We start from the raw sequence: 20,140 nt of genomic DNA, 5'->3' as shown, positions 1-20,140 counted from the left end.
TTAAGACGAGGTTTTCTTGATGTAATCATATAGACGAGTAAGCTTATTTCGTCCCTCTCTAATAGCCTCACACAGAGAATCCAAAGTGTTTTCTTCAGGAACAAGCTTGAGCTTGAAAGAAATATGAGGTGAAACCTCTTTTTCCAACAATCTTCCTGATGGTATCAACGTGACATTTTGTTTTGTTCGGCCTTTGTATTTCCTGTTTGCATCTAAGCAGTTCAGCCCTGCCTCTAATGACTCTTTCCACTGGGCTTCTGAAATACAATTGATTTTTTCCCTCAAGATTGTTTTTTCTTCTATCGGTAGTCGAGAAGATACTTGCCATGCATCTCTGTCAAATCTCACTGTGACATCTTTCAGCGGAAAACGCTTGATAAGTTCTCCTGTTCGCAGTTCATTTTCAATGAACTTTGAGATTGGCCAAGTATTTGAGTACGACATGCCCTCTAAGTTAATCCCGAGCTCGATATTATTGGTAGTTGCTACAAGGCTAATATTCCATTGAACTCCTTTTGCATCGTCACTAAACCCGCTGATAGGACTCGATTTTTGGCCGAATTTACGAGGTTTGACTTCGAAAACCCGTTCAAATGCTTTTTCAAGTAAGTCAATATCCAAGCATTCATACTGAAACTCGTCGCTTGATTCCATTGACTCATAATAATCGATCATCTTTTCAATAACTTGAGCTGGAGTTTCAAATCCTACTGAATGACGCTCTAGTCGTTTATAAGTTTTCTCAGGAAGTCTAATTACTTTGCTCATTGTTTCTTTCGTCAGTAATTGTTACATATACTGTAAAATTTATATTATACTGTGGTTTCTGTCAAACAGCATGTAAGCTTCGAGTCTCAACACCAAGCGAAACATGCTTCATTCATTATGACGTTTGTGATGACCACCACTGAGAACGATACCTAAGGGGAAAATGTTTACCACTGGCGTGCCCTATTGATTAGGAAAAGTTGGGCAAAACCATTCCAAGTAGAATGAGAAGTTTGATGTAGTTGGTACGAAAGGGGCAAAAAGGGGTTAACTGGTTATCACCTCAGAAAACCAAAGGCCTCGCAAGTGCGAGGCCTTATTGTCTTTGTACATAGAGTTGCTGGGTTAAATACTCATAGCCTCAACTCTTGATTATAAGTTAACGAAAGCTTGGAATAATCGCAGGTATCCCTGGTAGAAGCCCAACCAACGCCATCACACTGGTTAGTACTACAAACATAATGCCTGGCAACACCCAGCGGCTCATCTTGCTCAGTTCACCGCTACGCTCTTTACAACCGATTAAGCCTAAGTTATCTAACAACATGGTGAGCGACCAGCCAAATGCAGGGTTTACTAGCGCTGATGAAAACACAACAATCGCAGCAGATTGGGTGGTTTTCCCTTCGCGCGTCATTTCCATTCCAGCTTCTAGCAATGGGACGAATACACCTACGATTAGCGCAACACAAAGTACCGGTTGCCAGATAGCTAAATCCATCGGGTAACCCCAAATTGCGGCGATGATACAAAACAGAGCTGTCAGCAAAGCACCCGCAGGAATAGGGCGTTTAGCAATTGCGGCTGGTACGATGTAAGTCCCCCATGACGAAGTAAAGTTAGTACCACCAAGAAGAGAACCAAACGTCTGGCGAATAGATGCCGTGGTCATGGTGTCGTCAATGTTCATGTGTACTTTTTCTGTACGTTCTGGGTAGCTGATTTTTTGAAAGACTTGATGGCCTAAGAAATCTGGTGACCACATCGCCACGGCTAAAATAGCGAACGGCAATACCACCATGAAGTGTTCAATTGTCGGTAGGCCCAGCATCCAACCAGTATCTTCTCCCCACCAATACATCGGGTTCAGATGAGGTAAACCAGGCTCGGTTTGGAAAGAAAACGGTGCACCCATAGCAAAAGCTAACGAGCCACCTAGCAAGCAACTAAGAGGTACGGCTAGCCAACGTTTACGGAAATGCTCTAACAGCGCATACAAAACAATGGTACAAAAGATCACGACGAAAGCGATGTGGCTCATACCAATTCCTTCTGCCCAAGCAAATAGCTTTTTAACTTGAGAAACGGTCCCAACAAAACCTAGGTAGAGCAACAAGCCGCCACATACGCCTTTACTGGTGAGATTCGCCAACATGCTGCCACCTTTACTGATGGCCAACAGTAAGCCAAACGCGCCTATCAGCAAGCCAAACGCCATTGGGTGACCGCCAGCGGCAACAACAATAGGAATTAGCGGGATGAGTGGACCGTGTGTACCTGCAAGGTTTGCTGTCGGTAATAAGAAACCGGAGAAGAGAATAATGAAAACAGAAGCGATCAGTAATTCATAACGAACATTTTCTAGAATAAATCCTTCATTTAGCCCTAGAGCCCCGGCAAAAGTTGCAGCAATTGCACCGACCATAACCACTTTACCAATGGTCGCCGCCATTGCTGGGATGGTGTCTTCAATCTCAAATCGATAATCTTTAAACGGCAAGTTTGGGCGCCAGCGTTTAGGCGACATGATTTGCAATTCGTGCTCTAGATACTGTTCTCGGGACTCAAATTCAGAGCTTGGTTTGTGTTGTTGCTCATAACTGAGTTCATCCTCATTGGCTTGAGGATTATCTGTTCTTATGTTTACGGACTCTAAAGTGCTGCTCATTTTGATTCCTTTCGTTCACACTCTGAGGTGTGTTGTTCCAACAAACGTAATTTACTCTCGGTATTAAGAGTTAGCGGAGTAGTCAGTATTCGGTGTCACTTGAGTTATTGTTAAAAAATGAAGGTGACTGACTAAGAATAGGGGCGGAAACAAGCTTGAATATCATTGGTATTGTTGTACAAGCTTGAGGTTCGCGGATAAAGACCAAGAACAAATTACCCTATAACTAAACGCAATCATTGAAGTCGTTAGTACCTTAAACCAATCTCAAAAAAACAAATAGTCTCAGTGAGTTAGACATTGGTCGTAGAATTGGCCTGCAAGTATGAAGATGCAGATATCGCAGGTGAGGTTGACGCTATCGCCGCTCACGTATCTGAGAAGGTTGGCGCGTCTCTTCACGACTAACTACAACTAAAGTCATACCAAAGCCCTGTTATTGAGCTCTAGTAGCAGGGCTTTTTATTGGGTGACACTTTAAGGTGAGACTGCTTTAGATGAGAGCGGCAAGTAAGGAATCACTTAAACGGATTTCGATTAGCGCGGTGCATAGTGGTAATTCACAAATTTAGTTGTGTATAAAATTTTTTTAGTAAATTAGATAAACGATTAATTAGTAAGGTTATTTATTCACATTGCAAATGATTCGTTCTAACTGCCATTTGCCAGAGTGCTAGTCTATCACTCTGAAATATAAACAAATTGTGCATGTCAATTGAGTTGAAAGTTAAGTTTTTGGTATTGCTCGCAAATTGGCGAATATGGTCATTTAGCACTAGCTTATATGTGTTGGTTAGATAACTAATGGATATAGGTATGAAACTAAACAAAATTTCTTTAGCACTCAGCGTTGCAGGTGCAGTCGTGCTATCTGGTTGTGGTGGCGGCAGTTCATCTTCCTCTGATTCTGGCTCCTCCGGAAGTAGTACATACAGCGTGAAAGCGATCGATGGTTACCTAAAAGGGGCCTTGGTATGGCTTGATATTGACGGTGACTTCGTATTGGACGATAACGAACCTTCAGCGACGTCTGGCGATGGCGGCGTAGCCAACTTAGACGTGTCGAACGTTTCCAATCCGGGGCAATACGCAGTGGTCGTCAAAGCGATTCCTGGCCAAACTATTGATGAAGATAATGGCCCAGTTTCAACGGGTTATGTGATGTCTGCTCCTGCAGGCGAAACCAATGTTACTCCTCTTTCTACACTTGTTCACGTCACTCTAAAACAGACGACTGACGACGATGCGACCGAAGAAGAGATTGAGCAAGCGAAACAAGATGCTGTCGATAAAATTGCGGCAGATTTGGGTATTGATCCCGATGATGTACTTGGCGACTTTATCGAAGAAGACCTTGACGACGCTGCTTTCGCCGCAGAAACGCTTGTGGAACAAAATGTGCTCCCCGATGATGAAGAAGATTTGGGTGATGCGGCAGAAGGGACCGATGACACACTCCTTGAATCAGCCAACACTGTTTCTTCCTCCATCAAAACGGTCAATGATACCGACCCAGAAGATTACGACACCATCGATTTGGATACCGATACGGATGGCGATGGTGTGCCAGACTTGCTAGATGCGTTCGATGATGATCCAAACGAACAGTACGATCTTGACGGCGATGGCACGGGTGACAACTCTGATTTAGATAAAGATGGCGATGGCGTGAACAACGACGTTGACGTCTTCCCAACTAACGCCAGTGAAAGTGCCGATTTCGATAAAGATAAAATTGGTGACAATGCCGATTTAGATGACGATAACGACGGTGTCAAAGACACGGATGACGACTATCCGAATGATAATACGCGAGCGGGTGACTCAGATGGTGATGGCACCGATGATCTCTACGATGAATTCCCAGATGATCCAGAGCTTGTTGGTGACTCAGATGGGGATGGTGTTGACAGTGCCACAGACCAATACCCTGGCGACCCTACTAGAGCAGGGGACAGCGATGGTGACGGCGTTGATGACTTAGACGATGAGTTCCCGGATGACAACACCCAAGCGGGTGACGCTGATGGCGATGGCGTCGACGGTCTACAAGACGCATTCCCGGGCGATGCGAGCGAATCCGTCGACACGGATAGTGATGGTATCGGTAATAACGCAGATGATGACGATGATGGTGACGGTGTAATTGATTCGCTCGATTCAGATCCATTAGATGATCAAGTCGGCGCAACGGATAACGCCAAAGTCTCGAGTGCATTGTACGGTGAAAGCTACGCGTTTATTTTCGATGCAGATATCGAAGATAACGAAGTAACCATAGAAACCATGGAAATCGACAACGGCATTGCAAACTTAGTGAGCATTGCTGAGGTCAATAGCTTTGGTATGTTCGAGTTTGAATTGGGAGAAGACAGTGATGTTGTTCTAACGTCCACCGGTTGGACGCAGTTGGATGGCCAATACAGCTTAGACTTCTCTGGCGGTAGCGAAATCATTGCCTACGCCACAAACTATCCGCAGATTGTGAGTTACTCAGTATCAGCAGTTCTTACCGATCTTGAAGGTACCGTTGTGTCTACTCTACTAACAGAGGAAGAGGTCTGGGATCAGTTCGAAGACAGTTCACTGGCGTTCAGTATGGGTGCCTTCATGATAGAAGCGGTGCTGACACCGGAAGAGGATCTGTACCGACTTTACGATGGAGATTCGGCATGGGTCTTCAAAGGCGATGGTGGGATGTCTGATGGTGAAGCAACCAGTCTGGACGAACTCGTCGTGACCACTTCTGTTGGTGAGCAAGTAAGCACAGGGTCTTTTGTCGGAGCTTATCTCTCTGGTGATGATGGAATGGCCGCAGCGGTTGAGCTGTTAGATAACAATACGGCTAACTTCTATACCATGGACTGGGAAAATAGAGATCCAAACACATTTGATACCTACGCGACTAAAGTTGCAACGGGTACTTGGTCTGATGGCGGCGTAACCTCCGTTGAACTCATTGAATTGACTGTGCCACAAGAAGCGTTAACTGCTTGGGGTGAGCTCTGGGATGAAGACAGCACAACGGTGCTATTTACCGTCTATGATGGTGTCGTGGTGAGAGGCAGCGTTGAGAAAGCGGATGTCGCTCTTGATGACGACGACTTAGTCTTTATCAGTAAGACAGCGAAAGATGACATCCTTGACGCGATCAAGCTGCCATTTGGTGAGTGTTACGCCAATAATGCTGAGTCCGGCGCGACCGAAGCTGACTTCTCGCTTGCGATTGCAGGATGTGGTGGTCTGGAAAGTAAGATCACATCAGAGATGGTCGTAGGGAATACGTTTGAACGTTTCAGAGGCGATGACAGCTCTCGCCAGTACACCTTTGTTGAAGGTGGCACGGTGCATGTTGGTAAAGATGGTATCTATGCGTTTGATGCTCAATGGGCAATTGAAGAAACTACCGGATACTTGGTCATTACCTACGAAGATGGCGGCGTTTGGAAATGGGCTTTAGTTGGCAAAGAAACTGGGTCAAGCAGTGATTCCGTCTCTGCTCCATTAACCGGGTATGCGATTGCCGAAGAAGGCGAAGTTGACAAGGTTTGGTCGGTGAAACACTTCGAAACCTACACTGATGACGCAGGCGTATCTGTCAGTGAGATTTGGTCCGAAACCTACGAACTTGTTGATAAAGCCGTGTGTCCGTTTGGGGAAATGGAGTCGGGTGCCACCGAGCAAGATTTTGATAACGCAATCACTGCGTATCAAACTTGTACTGGTAGCACACTCATGGCTTCCAATGACGATGTTTCGGGTAAAACGATACTACGAACCAACAGTCGCGGTGAAATGAGAGCCAACATGTACAATGGTGATGGCTCAGGGTCTTCATACCGTAATGGTGTGTACACTGGAGATTTCGCTTGGACGATTGTTGATGGTCAGAAAATCCAAGTCACTGACCCTAATAATACCAGCATGGTCTATGAACAATATGTGATTGCTCAACGTGGCGAAGACAGCTACCAAATGGTGGTGTTCGAGCCAGAGGAAGGCGCATATTGGGCCGATGAATACATGGATAGTTCAATGGAGAATGTTCAAGAGTGTCAAACAGGTAACACTGAGTGGGATGAGGTCAATGATGTTCCTCTCACCACCGCGACATTTGAAGAGTATCTAGAGGCTATTGATGAGTGTAAGTCTGACCTTGCGGAAGAAGTGTGGTTCAGCAACGAGTTCTTCGATAGAGATGATCGCCAGATTGTCATTTCCCAGACAGGAATGGATGCGGACGAGAAGTACACGTTCAATAGTGATGGCAGTGGCTTCTACACCGATTTAGGTGAAGAGCCATCGGTTGACTACAACTTTACGTGGACTGCCGATTCTGAAAACAAACTCTTGGTAGTTACGATAACCGCTGGAGAGTTAACAGCGATTGATTACATGGCTATTGTTGGAACGGATGGAAAACTGCTTTCAGTGAAAGCGCTCTCCAAAGCGAACGAAACGGGCTGGCCTGGTATCGGTGAGGACGATGAAGGGGATCTATGGAGTCATGTTTACATGATTGAGCAAGTATTCCCTGAAGAATAGCAACCACGTTTAGGGGAAACATTTCTCCCAAACAGAAACAAAAACGGGATTGCCTAGCGCAATCCCGTTTTTATTGATTGATCATTCAAATAGCAAGAATGCCCCACCGTGGGTGGGGCTGGCGTCAAAAACATGTTTTGACTACGGGGACCTTCCTAGTCCAGCAAGGATTAAGCGGTTGCCGCTTTTCCTGCTTTTACGCTTTCACGGGCACCCAATACTAGAGTGAGACCGAAAGCGACAGCAAACGAGATGGCCATACCTGCAACGTAATATCCGATTTGGCTTGGTATGATTGAGATGATACCCGGCAAGCCTGCTGCACCTAATGCTTGCGCTTTGACATTAAACAGTGTGATAAACGCACTTGCTGTCGCTGCGCCAATAACCGCTGCAATGAATGGGTAGCGAAGCTTCAAGTTAACACCAAACATCGCAGGTTCTGTGATACCAAGTAGTGCCGTAACGCCTGATGGCACCGCAATTCCTTTCAGTTTGATGTCTTTGGTCTTAAAGCCTACCGCTAATGCTGCTGCGCCTTGCGCAACGTTAGACATTGCCGCGATTGGGAAAATAAATGTCCCGCCAGTGACCGCAATATCGGCAAGTAACTGAGTCTCAATGGCGATAAAACTGTGGTGCATACCTGTGATAACAAAAGGCGCATAAATGAAGCCAAATAGCGCACCACCGATGAAGCCAGCTGAGTCGTACAACCAGTTCAAACCATCACCGAGTAGGAAACCGATGTCACGAGTGATAGGACCAACCAGTGTGAAGGTTAGGAAACCTGTGATGAAAATCGCCAACATCGGAGTGAGCAGATTATCCAGTACCGACGGGATGAACTTGCGTAGACCGTTTTCCACTTTCGCAAGAATGAAGGCTGACACTAATACCGGTAATACAGAGCCTTGGTAACCGACTTTCTGGATCTCGAAACCAAAGATGTTCCAAGTCGGGATGGTGCCTGCAACGCTAGCGCCACCAAATCCCCAGCCGTTTAACAGGTCTGGGTGAACCATCAACATACCAAGCGCCGCACCTAAAAATGGGTTACCGCCAAACTTTTTACTGGCAGAAAATGCAAGAAGAACAGGCAAGTAGACAAATGGTGCGTTGGCGAAGGTATTGATCATGCTCGCGAGATCCGCAAGGCCCGGGTTTGCTTCGATCAGTGATTGACCTTCAATAAACAACCCCTGAGCGGTCAGCAGGTTGAAAATACCCATCAACAGACCACCAGCAACAATGGCAGGGATGATCGGGACGAAAATGTCAGAAAGACCTTTCACCGCGCGCTGTACAATGTTTTGCTTTTCTGCACCCGCACTTGCGACGTCGTTGGTCGACATATCACTCATGCCAGTCAACTTCGCCATTTCCGCATGGACTTGGTTAACGATGCCAGATCCAAAAATGATCTGGTACTGCCCAGCAACTTTAAATTGGCCTTTGACACCTTCTAAGTTCGAGATAGCGTCTTCATCAATAATTGAATCATCTTTTAGTGCTAAACGTAGGCGTGTCGCACAGTGGGCGAGCGCTTGAAGGTTGTCTTTGCCTCCAAGAAGCTCCAGCAGCTCTTTTGCAATAATCGGATAGTTCATTCCAAACCCCAGTTGTTGTTTTTGCTATTTAATGAATCTTTGGAAAAGGTGGTTAAACTCTTTTCGGGAACGTTTGCAAAGTCGATTTTTGGTGATCTATTCAATTCAGTCAAAACATATTGGGTTTTTATGTGAGATGGATCTGCTAAAATATTTTGCTAAACCGATTGGGCAAAGTGGATTTTGTTTCCAGATCTGGTAGTTTTTGCAAACAATCCCAATAACTTAATTAGAGATCTCGCAATGGCAAGTCTACACGATGTCGCGGAACTGGCTGGTGTCTCAAAGTCGACCGTTTCTCGAGTCATCAATAACGAATACGGCGTCAAAGAGGCGACCAAAGCCAAAGTGATGAAGGCGGTGGAAGAGGTTGGTTATGTGGTCAACCAAGTTGCCAAAGACCTCAAATCGCAGAAGACAAACTTAGTGGGTGTTATTGTCCCGCGCGTTTCATCCCACGCGACGGCGCAAGGAATGGATGGCTTAAGCCGCATATTTGAGTGGGCAGGAAAACAGGTTTTGTTGGCCAGCACGCAGCAATCAAATGAAAAAGAAATTGAATATATTCAGTTATTTAATCAGAAAAGAGTCGAAGGGATTGTGCTCTACGCCACTCACATTGATGCGGACTTGGTCAAAGCGATCTCTCAATCACAAGCGCCTGTAGTGCTGGTGGGGCAAGATGGATCACTGTTCAACATTCCGAGCGTTGTGCATGATGATTTAAGGGTCGGGTTCGAAGCTGGGAATCGACTCATTGCAGCAGGGTGTGAGCAGATTGGATTTTTGGGTGTGGCGGATTCCGACTTGGCGGTAGATAAACTGCGCTCTGATGGTTTGGTGCAAGCCTTGGCAATGTCTGAAGGAAAGAAGCTACTTTTCCACTGTCACGGAGAGTTCACCATAGATTCAGGCTATGCCAACACAAAACAGATTCTGCAAGACTACCCAAATGTTGATGGCATCTTCTGCGCGACCGACCGAATTGCTGTAGGGGCGATTAAGGCACTGCAAGAGGCGGGAATTGAAGTAGGCAAGCAGGTTAAAGTACTGGGCGTGGGTAATGATGAGCTCGGTTGTATTAGTTCTCCTACTTTATCGACGTTTAACTATGCTTTTGATAAGGCAGGAGAAAATGGCGCTAAGATGCTGCTAGAGCTGATCGAAGGCAAGCCCCAAGTTATGAGCAAACTGGTTTTGACTTTCCAAAATGTAGAGCGAGAAACCTGCTAGCAGCGACTCAATTACTCCTTTTACCAAGCCTGATTCGTCAGGCTTTTTTTGTGCGTTAGATCACGGAGTGCCAGTATGAACAGCTGTGAGTAGCTTGTAGTTTCCAGATTGATGATGTATTTTGCAAACGTTCCCAATTTTTTAGGTAAGATCCAATGTCCGTTGAGCACTATCTCTCACTCTGTGGTGGAAAAAACAATATAACTCGGGTTTTGGCCCCTGAAGACGAGCTAATCATTGCGGTAGAGGATGTCAGCAAAGTGGCTGATAGCTCTTTAATCGTTGCAATTAGAGAGGTACTTGGAGAGCATCAAGTCGCCTTTAAGCGCACTCGCTGTTTTGATGAAGAAGCGCTGCTTAAAATAGGTCGAATGATTTCAGAGCAACAGCAGTTAGCACTAGCGAACGCTACCAAGCCAGCCCAATGCCCCCATCGCCCAAGTTGGCACATTTCACCGCCACAAGGTTTGCTCAACGATCCAAATGGCTTCATTTTCCACAATGGCGAGTACCACCTGTTTTATCAGTGGTATCCACATGCGTGCGTGCATAAAGACAAATACTGGGCGCACCTAACCAGTCCTGATTTGGTCAATTGGCAGTGGCAACCTGTTGCGCTTACGCCCTCGGATTGGTTTGACGCACACGGTGTTTTCTCCGGTCATGCCTTAAGCCATCAGAATCAACTTATGTTGTTTTACACTGGCAATACACGGATTGGTGAACAGCGTGACCGCCATACCACCCAGTGTTTAGCCACTTCACAAGATGGTATTCACTTCACCAAGCATGGCCCTATTATCGAGCAACTGCCTGAAGGGGTAACGCCCCATATTCGTGACCCTAAAATTGTGCGCCACAATGATTCTTGGTTGATGTTGCTTGGTGCTCAAACGTCGGATATTAAAGGGCGACTCGCCATATACCGATCTGAGGATTTGCACACTTGGCAGTTTGACGGTTTATATGGTCAAGAGTTCGGCGATTTTGGCTACATGTGGGAATGTCCCGATTTATTCAGCATCGGGGACGAAACGTTCGCGGTCATTGGCCCGCAAGGTATTGAGTCGTTTTCAGAGCACAACACAATCCCGCATCACAATGGCATCGCTCGGGCAAGGTTCAAGTCAGACAAGGGCATTGAGCTGTCGGACTTTGAGCACCTAGACTATGGTTTTGATTTTTACGCACCGCAAACCATGCTAACACCTGATGGGCGACGCGTGATGTGCGGCTGGATGGGATTACCCGATGAAATTGACCAACCTTCGGTCGATAATGGCTGGCTTCATCAATTAACGTTGATGAGAGAGTTATCGGTCAAAGATGGTCGATTGGTGCAGTGGCCCATCGCTGAGCTAGATGCCTTGGCTCAGCCGGAGCAATCGATAATGCTCAGTGATCAAGGTTACAATCTCGAGACCAAGAGTTTCGATTTAAGCATTGAGTTAGAGTGGGGTAGCCAGCTAAACCTATTTGAGGGCGAGGGAAGTCAGTTGATGCTGATCGCCGATCAATCGCGCCGAGCGTTTGTGATGGATCGCTCTCAAACTCTTAATCGCGCTCAGGATACGATACGCGAATTGCCGCTAACTGGTGACAAGATTCGCTTGCGCATTTTAGCCGATAGTTCCTCGGTTGAAGTGTTCATCAATGATGGCGATGCGGTAATGACATCTCGAGTGTATACCGAGCCACACGCCACGGGAATCTCACTCACGGGTACGCCGAGCTTGGCGCGAGTGAAGCGCTTAAATCCAAGTCGCCCGCCATTTGCAGATTAAGTCATCCATTACTCAAAAGCCCCAACTCTAAACGTTGGGGCTTTTTACTGCTTGGGTTTATGGAATGAATTATTGAATGTAATCGAGCAGTGCTTGTTCGCTAGGCAAAGCCGTCATCGCGCCTTTTTGAGTGGTGGCCAGTGCGCCACAACCGTTCGCCCATTGCACCGCGGCTTCGATTGTATCCGTATTGGCCCAGTCATTATGTTGTGACAGTTTGGCAAGCAATCCGCCAACGAACGCGTCCCCTGCGCCTGTGGTATCCACCGGTTTGACCGCTTGACCTGATAGCAAGCGTTGTTGCTGGTTAAACACAACCAGTGCGCCTTTGGCGCCTTGAGTGATCAGTACCAGCGTGTTGGTGTATTTCTCAATGACCTGTAATCCGGTCTCTAACGAATCTGAATCTGTCAGCAACATCAACTCATCATCAGAAAACTTCACCACATCGGCTAACTCAATCGCTTGGTTAACCACTGGTTTTAGCTCCTCTGGATTTGCCCAAACTTCTTCACGTAAATTGGGATCGAAACTGACAAAACCACCTGCCGCCTTAATCTGACGCATGGCTTCTAAAGTGGTGCTGCGGCTTGGTTCGTTCGCGAGGGCAATAGAGCACACGTGCAGCCACTCACCCGCGTGAAAGGTTGGGATATCGGCAAGTTCGAGAAACTGATCAGCGCTCGGCTTCACCATAAAGGTAAAGCTACGTTCGCCAGAATCATCAAGATCAACGATCACGGTTGACGTACGCTGAGCTTCATCAAGCCGCATAAACTCTGTGTCGACATCCTCATCTGAGAGTGTTTGTTTCATAAAACGACCGAGTGGGTCTTGACCAACGCGACCAAAGAAAGCGCTGTTGCCTCCTAAGCGAGCGATAGCGACCGCGACATTAGCAGGCGCGCCACCTGGACACTTTAGGTAGGTAAATGGTGTATCTGGAATCAAGTCGACAACCGCGTCTCCCGTTACCCAAACTCTGTTCATGATTGTTACCTCAGTCGTTCATAGTTGATGCGCTAATTATACGGCTAAAACGGTTTAGCTTGCTATTCGAATCCGCCAAAACAGCCAAGAGCGAGTGTAATTTGTGATCTAAAACGATCTTTTGAGCGGCTATGCAAAGCGATCGTCATTCCACTCGGAAAGCATTAGAAATCTTTCTCAATGACAGTAGAATAGACGGGCAAAGTGTCAAATGCTCAGGGAAAAAATGACCACTAAAAAATTAAAACTGGCTGATATTGCTCAGTTAGCGGGTGTCTCAAAATCGACGGTAAGCTTTGTGCTCAACGGGCATGCGAAAAAACACCGAATCAACCAAGAGACGGTTAAGAAAGTTGAGGCAATTGCCGCAGCCCACAATTATTCCCCCAGTATTTATGCGCGAGCGTTAAAATCTAAACAGACGTATACCGCAGGTTTAGTGATTCCGGATCTTGCCAACATGGGCTTCGCCTCTATTGCCAAGCGGCTTGAGGTTTTATGCCGAAATCACGGTTATCAGCTGTTGATTGCGTCGTCCGATGACAACCCTGAGATGGAAAAGCAAGTCATCCAAAGTTTGGTGGATAGACAAGTTGATGTGCTGTTTGTCGCGACCTCTTTCACCAATGAGCAGTATTTACAACAAGTTAAGCAAACAACTCCGATCATCTTGTTTGACCGAGTGTTTGAGGGTAGTGCGTTTACAACCATTAAAACGGACGCCGCGAGTGCAACTCAAGAGGTGGTGAGCAAACTGGTTGAGGGAGTAGACGAGTGCTGGTACATCGGCGGGCAGATGGATTTGTCGCCCAGCCGAGATAGATTTATCGGTTACCAAGCGGCTTTGCTGCGAGCGGGTATCGACTTTAGACAAGAACACGTGCTCAACAAAGACTATCAACCCTCATCAGGTTATGACTTGATGGCGAATGCAGTTTCTAGTCGTGGCTGTGCACCTAAGGCGGTGTTTACCGCCTCTTACTCCTTGCTTGAAGGGGTACTCCGCTATCTAACAGAGCACGACATGCTGTCGGACGATATTCAGATCGCAACGTTCGACAACTATGACATTCTTGATTGCTTACCGCTGAAAATTGATTCGGTAGAGCAAGATTGCGAATCTATTGCTCAAGCCCTCTTCAATGCCGGACAATCTGTGTTAGAGCAACCGAGCAAAGCGCCAGAACAGATCAGCATTCCTGCCAAAATTCACTATCGTCGTCAGGTATCAGCCAACAAATGAATGTTAACGTGAGTAAAGCGTGCCATTGGGTCTCTTTGCTCCGATTGATACCAGCAAGCGGGCATTGCCTTTTCTAGTCCTGCGTTTTTGAGGGCGGATTTTTCTTGTTTGTCGATGGTGATGAAGCGCAGCAAACTATCCAAAATTCGTCTGAGGCTACTTGGTGTCAGATCGCCATCTCGCCAGTAACGTTTGATCTCGCCAATGATCACATTAAGTGGCACGATTGGTTCAAGTGTTGAGTGCTTTAAAGAGTGAACGTTAGAAGAACGCGGGCAAGAGGCGCGAGCAAGTTCCCAATCGGGTTTGCCTTTGCTTGAGATAAACCCCTCCCGATAGCAGAAGTAACTCAACAAGAATCGCTCGATGTGCTGCCATCTTTGGCCGCGAACTTCTAAGTAGATGTGTTCAAATTCCAGTTCTAAATCAGTCATGCACCGCCTCGCCTTAATTTCGGCGACATAGTAACGGCTAGCCAGCCGCGACAGCAAGGGGTTGATGATGACGGGTTTTCTTAATGGCAAACAGTAACTGCGCCAGTAACAGTACTCCAGTTACGCCCAAACCAATGCCAATACCACCCCAAATGCCTGCTAATTCAAATTGCGGCATCAATATCCACGCAGCCGGTAAGCCAAATGCCCAGTAGCCAATGGCGGTCATAATGGTCGGTCCCATCACGATCTTCATTCCGCGTAATAGGTTGATTGCTAACAGTTGCCAAGCGTCTACCACAAACGACAGTGCTACTACCCATAACACCATGGCCAAAAGAGTGCTGAGCTCAGCATCAAGATTGAACAGGCTAGCTATAAACTCGGGCCACAGCATAAATCCACCCGCTAACACCACACTTAATACGGTGGTAATGCCAAAACTGCGCAGGGCGGTACGTTTGATACCGTCGTAGTTTTCGGCGCCGAAGTCTTGCCCAACAAGAATGGCCGCGGCTTGCGAGAAACCAAAGTTGATGTTCCAAGTGAAACTCAAACATTGCAGCAAAATTTGGTGTAAAGCTAAGGCAGCGATGCTGATTGTCCCTGCCATTAACGTTCCGCCATAAATCAGACCATGCTCAAGCAGCGCAGCAAGGGCAATGGGCAATCCCATGGCGAGCAACGGTTTTAGCAATGACCAAGAATACTCTTCTCGATTCAACCATGGGGCAAATGCCATGTACTCAGGGCGCTTAAATACCCAGATGCCATAGCCAACCATCACGATTGTCGCCGCAAGTGCCGTTCCCGCGCCTAATCCAGCTAACCCAAAACCCAGTGAGAAAGCGAGCAGGTAACTGATTGGCACATTGAGCAACACGGTAAGCAGTGACATCACCATAATTGAACGCACGTTGCCAAAGGCGCTGGTTAAACCACGCAATACTAGCAGCAGTAGGGAAGGCAACATCGCCCATTTTAAGGTGTCGACATACGCCATCGCCGGCTGTGCGAGCTCAGTGGGTTGGTTTGCCAGTGCAAGCAGTTGAGGAACAAATGCAAAGCTAATTGTTAGTACAACAGAAAGCACCAAAGACAAAAGGACCGCGCCTTTCACGGCTAAACGAATTTGTTGATTGCCATACTCAGGGCGAGCGATTCGCTGCCCATAAGCGATGGCAATTAAATTCGCTACGCAGCCAACCGTACTGCCTGCAATGATAAACACAAAAGAGTAGACCGACGCCCCTAAACCACCTGCTGCGATCGCAGAAACACTCAAGCGCGACATCATCCAAACATCGGTTAACACTAATGCCATGGAGATCATTTGCGAAATGATGAGTGGGATAGCAAGTGAGAGAATTTTTTTCATTGGGCGCCTCGTGATCAGTATCACACAAAGGTACGAATAATCTTGCTGGCGTTCAAATGACATTTATGCCAATCTGACATGACTTAAACTCATGGGAAAGACGATGCGACCTTACTCCAATCTTCCATACTCTCACAATGCCTTCAAAGTGTTTGAAGCTGTCGCGCGTTTGATGAGTTTTACCGCCGCGGCAGATGAACTCAATGTGACGCAAAGCGCCGTGAGTCGGCAGATCAAGCAACTTGAGACCGAACTTGGTGTCAGCTTGGCTATCCGCAAGCACCGCTCTATTGAACTGACTGAACATGGCAAAGATCTCTACCAAATTTTGCGTCAAAACTACCATAACCTAGATGCATTGATTACCCAGTGGAAAGCGCCAGTTAAAAAGCGGATTGTGATTAAGAGCGCCCTCAGTTACGCGACACGTGTTTTGATGCCTAACGTCGCGTTGCTCAATGAGAAATACCCCGAACACGAGATTGTTATCATCCCGTCGATTGAAGAAGATCCGGTGCTAGAGCACGAAGACTGCGATCTACTGATTTTAAATACTCGCCATAGAGATCGCTACTTGGGTCTGCCGGGGATTCGCTTTTTACGAGCAGAATACATGGCTCCGGTTTATGCAGAGTTGATGTCTGAACAAACCATTCAAATTGAAGATGTGCTTGAGTTGCCTCACCTCCACGCGACGCTTGATCATCAAGATTGGAAACTGTGGCTTGCAAACGCGAATTTGAAGGGGAAAAAGCGCGGCAGAGACACGGTCTTTTTCAGTTTAGATTTGGCGTTAAGTGCATGCTTGTCTGGTCAAGGAGTGACGGTGACTGATCTGTTATTGGTATTACCTGAACTCAAACGAAAGTTCCTCAAGTGCCCAGAAAACATCGCGTTGCAGCACAGTGATTGGCACTACCTCTGTTATCAGAAAAACCATACTCCAATCGCCAATGAGATCCTTGAATGGCTGACCGAGCAAACCAAAGCAGAAGTGCAAGAGTTGCAATCGCTTTGCGAACAGTTTGGTTGGCAGTGTGAACACGTTGAGTGGGCTCGCTAAAATATCCATAAACTGCATATTTTTCAGATATTTATTCAACGTTTTGTTGTCTGTATTCTGTGATCCATTGATCATTAATCTCGCCAATACCTCGCTAGACTGCCAACAACAGCTTTCCAAACAATAATAATTTGCAAACACAGATTGAAGCTGAATTCGCCTAATTTGATCCAAAATGGAGATAGAAGAGATGAAAACATGGTCTGTGACATTCGCCGCGAGCGCCATTGCTGTGGCGCTCAGTGGTAATGCAATTGCGTGTACGGGTTTGATTGTTGGTAAAGGGGCATCGGCTGATGGCAGCATTATGATCGCTCGCAACGAAGACTTCGGCATCAACAACTGGAACAAGTACCTTGAGTATCGCTCTGCACAAGATAACGAGCCGGGAGATTGGACACTCGGTAATGGCTTGGTGGTGCCAATGCCTGAGCACTTCTTGGCTTACTCTTCTATTCCCGATTGGGACGCCATCACCGTTGACAGTGACGGCAAATACTACGAAGAACGCGGCATTAACGAGTACAACGTCGCGGTGTCGGCTACCACCAGTGCTGAAGTGAATGACAAAGTTGCCAAAGCGGACCCTTTGGTGAAACCAGGCATTATTGAAGCGATTATTCCCACTTTGATTCTCCCGCAAGCAAAGAGCGCCAAGCAAGGCGTGGAACTGCTTGGAGACTACATTGAAAAATATGGGGCGGGGGAAGGAAATAGCCTCTATATCGCCGACGTCAATGAAGCTTGGCTGTTTGAAATTGGATCGGGTCATCACTGGATTGCGGTTAAAGTGCCCGACAACAGCTACGCGATGATTGCCAATGGACTGCGTATTCATGGCGTCGACCTTGCCAGCGAGGAGGTTCTGCATTCGCAAGGCATGCTTGAGTTTGTAGAAAAGCACAAGTTGCTCGACAAGGTTGATCGCCAATCATTCAACTTTGCTAAAGCGTTTGGCGTGGTGGGGGATGAATACAACATTGACCGTGAATGGCTCGGGCAAAAGATGTTGACGCCATCGAAGTATCAGCAAAGCCGATTAGCACAATATCCGCTGTTTATGCAGCCGGATGACAAAATCAGTGTTGAAGATGTGGCTGAAGTGTTGAGTGCAACTTACGATGGAACTGCACTAGAAGGCAAAGCGAAACGTCCAATTCGCGTTGAACGCCAGTTAGAATCTCACATTATTCAGCTTCGTGCGGAGATGCCCAAAGAGCTGCAAGGTGTGATTTGGCAAAGCTTTGGCGTATTGCCAGAGTCTGTTCTGGTTCCGCTCTACTCAACGTTACAGGAATACCCTAAGGCTTACCAAGTGGGGGATGACACCTACAGCGACGACTCGGCTTATTGGCAGTTTAGAAGCTTGACTGCCCTTGCATCAGCGAACCCAGACAAATATTTGCCCATGCTAAAACAGACGTGGGACAAAGAAGAAACGCGTTTGTATAAACAAGTGCAACACCTCGATGCGACGCTCAGTGACATGTACAAGCAAGATAAGCAGGCGGCTCTCGATATGGCAGCGGATTATTCTTATGGTCAGCTTAAACGGACACTCAATATGGCGACAGATATTCGCTATAAAATGATGACCGATTTGACCAAGAGTACAGAGAAGAAGTATTCCGAAGAAGAGTTCAAAAAGATCATGAGTTTATAACTCACCCAACGAAAAACGGAGCCACTGGCTCCGTTCTTGGTTAAGGAATCTAACTTGCTTTATCTAGCGCAGAGATAAGACCAAAGCTCTGCTTTAACTCCGTCAGAAATACCTCATCTTCGCACATCGCTTTTTCAGGCTCGTCACTGATTTTGGCGACCGCCTGTCCATTACATTCTGCCAGTTTGACCACCATAGAGAGGGGTTGGTACTGAATCTTATCATTACGCCAGTCGCCCATGTCATTGGCTAAAAAGGTGCCAATTCCAAAACTGACATTAGCGCGATCTTTGAAGTAGTCGCAAATGTCTAATGCGCGTTCAAAATTGAGTCCATCGGTAAAGATCAATACTTTGGATTTCGGGTCGATTCCCAATGCTTCGTAGTGCGCGATCATTTTGTCACCCCACGCGTAGGGGCAACCGGAATCATGGCGCACGCCAGCATACGCATTCGCGCGTTCAAGGCTGAAGTCGGCGAGAAAGGCGTCAATCCCAATGGTGTCGGTGAGTGCAATACCGAGTTGACCGCCAAAGGTGGTATGCCATTGATCAAGGGCAACCTGTTGAGACTTTGCGGGCTCTGTTAATTGCTGATGTGCCATAAACCACTCGTGGGCGACAGTACCAATAGGTGTGAGACCAAACTGTTTAGCTAAGTGATAGTTACTCGTACCCGACATCAGATCTGAGGCGTGTTGGCGTAAATAATCCACCACGTCATGTTGAACTTGCGCGCTAAATCGGCGTCGGCTGCCCATTTCTGAAAACTGGAAGTTGGTGATGTTTCGGTGCTTGAGTTCGCGACGCAACCAATTCACTTTATCGACTAACGTTTTCTGAAATTGTGCATAGGGAATAGAGGGCCAACGACGGCGATTTCGCACTTCGGAAATGATGCTCATTACCAGAGTTTCATACAAGATCGTCTCATGCCAAAGACCTCGAATAGAAACGCGTAATTGGTCTTTGCTTTTTGTCGGTAAAACACGCACTTCCACCTGAGACTGTGGACGAAAACGAAACTCTGCTAGGTAGTCAATAAACGTGCTATCAAGGTAAGGCGCTTGCTCAGTCAGGTAGCGGCGCTCTTCATCACTGAAGTTGACCTTGGCGAGGCGAAGAATCTCATGTTCGACGTCATGTTTAAGATCGGACAAGTCTTCATCCGAACGAACAATAAGTTCATATCGCACTTGGGTGCTGGGATACAGCTTGTAAGCGGCATGCATCATATTAATTTTGTACACGTCGAGATCGAGTGCACTTTGAATAATGCTTTGATTGAAAAGCGAGGTGGTCATGATGCCATCCTATCTATTACTCAGCTTAATTACTTGCTCGAACTCTAATCAACCAAAATGGGTTTGTCAAATTGTGTTACTAACTAGCCTTGCCATCAAACTAAGTTCCGCGCTCTTAATAATTAGGTGAAGTTACTATCAATTTAAACGCAGGCTATCTCGAATTAGAAAAGAATGCCGGTTAATCACAAAAGGTTACTTTCTGGTTGAAATTGTATTGGACGGTGATAATGTACGC

The 20,140-nt window shown here is 46.7% G+C and carries 13 protein-coding genes; 6 read left to right on the top strand and 7 right to left on the bottom strand.

From position 1 onward, the window contains the following. Together RJ47_RS15340 and RJ47_RS15335 are read right to left on the bottom strand one after the other, a co-directional pair. On the bottom strand, positions 1-768 hold the full coding sequence (locus RJ47_RS15340) for a hypothetical protein (protein WP_039484967.1): 768 nt from the start codon (positions 766-768) through the stop codon (positions 1-3). Between the two features lie 379 nt (positions 769-1,147). Continuing rightward, positions 1,148-2,656, bottom strand: coding sequence for a DUF3360 domain-containing protein (locus RJ47_RS15335; protein ID WP_038189267.1), 1,509 nt, complete (start codon positions 2,654-2,656; stop codon positions 1,148-1,150). A gap of 816 nt (positions 2,657-3,472) precedes the next feature. Between RJ47_RS15335 and RJ47_RS15330 the strand changes: the two genes are divergently transcribed. Then, entirely contained in the window at positions 3,473-7,201 is a 3,729-nt protein-coding gene (locus tag RJ47_RS15330) for a thrombospondin type 3 repeat-containing protein (protein WP_039484963.1), read from the top strand. A gap of 170 nt (positions 7,202-7,371) precedes the next feature. Here the strand turns inward: RJ47_RS15330 and RJ47_RS15325 are convergent, their stop codons facing one another. Beyond that, on the bottom strand, positions 7,372-8,811 hold the full coding sequence (locus tag RJ47_RS15325) for a sucrose-specific PTS transporter subunit IIBC (RefSeq protein ID WP_038138458.1): 1,440 nt from the start codon (positions 8,809-8,811) through the stop codon (positions 7,372-7,374). Between the two features lie 243 nt (positions 8,812-9,054). Here RJ47_RS15325 and RJ47_RS15320 point away from each other — a divergent pair, with 243 nt between their 5' ends. Next, on the top strand, positions 9,055-10,044 hold the full coding sequence (locus RJ47_RS15320) for a LacI family DNA-binding transcriptional regulator (protein ID WP_005470714.1): 990 nt from the start codon (positions 9,055-9,057) through the stop codon (positions 10,042-10,044). A gap of 155 nt (positions 10,045-10,199) precedes the next feature. Continuing rightward, on the top strand, positions 10,200-11,828 hold the full coding sequence (locus tag RJ47_RS15315; RefSeq protein ID WP_039484960.1) for a glycoside hydrolase family 32 protein: 1,629 nt from the start codon (positions 10,200-10,202) through the stop codon (positions 11,826-11,828). A gap of 69 nt (positions 11,829-11,897) precedes the next feature. Here RJ47_RS15315 and RJ47_RS15310 read toward each other — a convergent pair whose 3' ends face one another. After that, positions 11,898-12,818: an aminoimidazole riboside kinase gene (locus RJ47_RS15310; RefSeq protein ID WP_039484958.1), complete on the bottom strand. Its 921-nt coding sequence runs from the start codon at positions 12,816-12,818 to the stop codon at positions 11,898-11,900. Between the two features lie 226 nt (positions 12,819-13,044). Here RJ47_RS15310 and RJ47_RS15305 point away from each other — a divergent pair, with 226 nt between their 5' ends. After that, positions 13,045-14,061, top strand: coding sequence for a LacI family DNA-binding transcriptional regulator (locus tag RJ47_RS15305; RefSeq protein ID WP_039484955.1), 1,017 nt, complete (start codon positions 13,045-13,047; stop codon positions 14,059-14,061). Here the strand turns inward: RJ47_RS15305 and RJ47_RS15300 are convergent. Both RJ47_RS15300 and RJ47_RS15295 read right to left on the bottom strand, forming a co-directional pair. Continuing rightward, positions 14,040-14,495, bottom strand: coding sequence for a hypothetical protein (locus RJ47_RS15300; RefSeq protein WP_039484952.1), 456 nt, complete (start codon positions 14,493-14,495; stop codon positions 14,040-14,042). The genes RJ47_RS15305 and RJ47_RS15300 overlap by 22 nt on opposite strands. Positions 14,496-14,532: 37 nt before the next feature. Next, positions 14,533-15,873: an MATE family efflux transporter gene (locus RJ47_RS15295; protein ID WP_039484949.1), complete on the bottom strand. Its 1,341-nt coding sequence runs from the start codon at positions 15,871-15,873 to the stop codon at positions 14,533-14,535. Positions 15,874-15,976: 103 nt separating this feature from the next. On the opposite strand from RJ47_RS15295, the gene RJ47_RS15290 reads away from it, so the two are divergent. Then, complete coding sequence (locus tag RJ47_RS15290) at positions 15,977-16,936, top strand: LysR family transcriptional regulator (RefSeq protein WP_039484945.1); 960 nt, start codon at positions 15,977-15,979, stop codon at positions 16,934-16,936. A gap of 190 nt (positions 16,937-17,126) precedes the next feature. After that, positions 17,127-18,599: a C69 family dipeptidase gene (locus tag RJ47_RS15285; protein WP_039484942.1), complete on the top strand. Its 1,473-nt coding sequence runs from the start codon at positions 17,127-17,129 to the stop codon at positions 18,597-18,599. Positions 18,600-18,648: 49 nt separating this feature from the next. Here RJ47_RS15285 and pncB read toward each other — a convergent pair whose 3' ends face one another. After that, the gene (pncB, locus tag RJ47_RS15280) at positions 18,649-19,902 is read right to left on the bottom strand and encodes a nicotinate phosphoribosyltransferase (protein WP_039484940.1); all 1,254 of its coding nucleotides are present in this window, start codon (positions 19,900-19,902) and stop codon (positions 18,649-18,651) included. Positions 19,903-20,140 lie beyond the last annotated feature (238 nt).

Source organism: Vibrio sinaloensis (genome assembly GCF_000808535.1).
Classification (GTDB): Bacteria; Pseudomonadota; Gammaproteobacteria; order Enterobacterales; family Vibrionaceae; genus Vibrio; species Vibrio sinaloensis_D.
The sequence above is the reverse complement of the archived record's forward strand: the minus strand, read 5'-3'. Positions and strand labels throughout refer to the sequence as shown.

Coding starts and splice junctions, on each gene's coding strand:
- RJ47_RS15285 (WP_039484942.1), top strand. CDS start 17,127: ATGAAAACATGGTCTGTGACATTCGCCGCGAGCGCCATTGCTGTGGCG.
- RJ47_RS15310 (WP_039484958.1), bottom strand. CDS start 12,818: ATGAACAGAGTTTGGGTAACGGGAGACGCGGTTGTCGACTTGATTCCA.
- RJ47_RS15335 (WP_038189267.1), bottom strand. CDS start 2,656: ATGAGCAGCACTTTAGAGTCCGTAAACATAAGAACAGATAATCCTCAA.
- RJ47_RS15340 (WP_039484967.1), bottom strand. CDS start 768: ATGAGCAAAGTAATTAGACTTCCTGAGAAAACTTATAAACGACTAGAG.
- RJ47_RS15325 (WP_038138458.1), bottom strand. CDS start 8,811: ATGAACTATCCGATTATTGCAAAAGAGCTGCTGGAGCTTCTTGGAGGC.
- RJ47_RS15320 (WP_005470714.1), top strand. CDS start 9,055: ATGGCAAGTCTACACGATGTCGCGGAACTGGCTGGTGTCTCAAAGTCG.
- RJ47_RS15305 (WP_039484955.1), top strand. CDS start 13,045: ATGACCACTAAAAAATTAAAACTGGCTGATATTGCTCAGTTAGCGGGT.
- RJ47_RS15295 (WP_039484949.1), bottom strand. CDS start 15,873: ATGAAAAAAATTCTCTCACTTGCTATCCCACTCATCATTTCGCAAATG.
- RJ47_RS15315 (WP_039484960.1), top strand. CDS start 10,200: ATGTCCGTTGAGCACTATCTCTCACTCTGTGGTGGAAAAAACAATATA.
- RJ47_RS15330 (WP_039484963.1), top strand. CDS start 3,473: ATGAAACTAAACAAAATTTCTTTAGCACTCAGCGTTGCAGGTGCAGTC.
- RJ47_RS15290 (WP_039484945.1), top strand. CDS start 15,977: ATGCGACCTTACTCCAATCTTCCATACTCTCACAATGCCTTCAAAGTG.
- RJ47_RS15300 (WP_039484952.1), bottom strand. CDS start 14,495: ATGACTGATTTAGAACTGGAATTTGAACACATCTACTTAGAAGTTCGC.
- pncB (WP_039484940.1), bottom strand. CDS start 19,902: ATGACCACCTCGCTTTTCAATCAAAGCATTATTCAAAGTGCACTCGAT.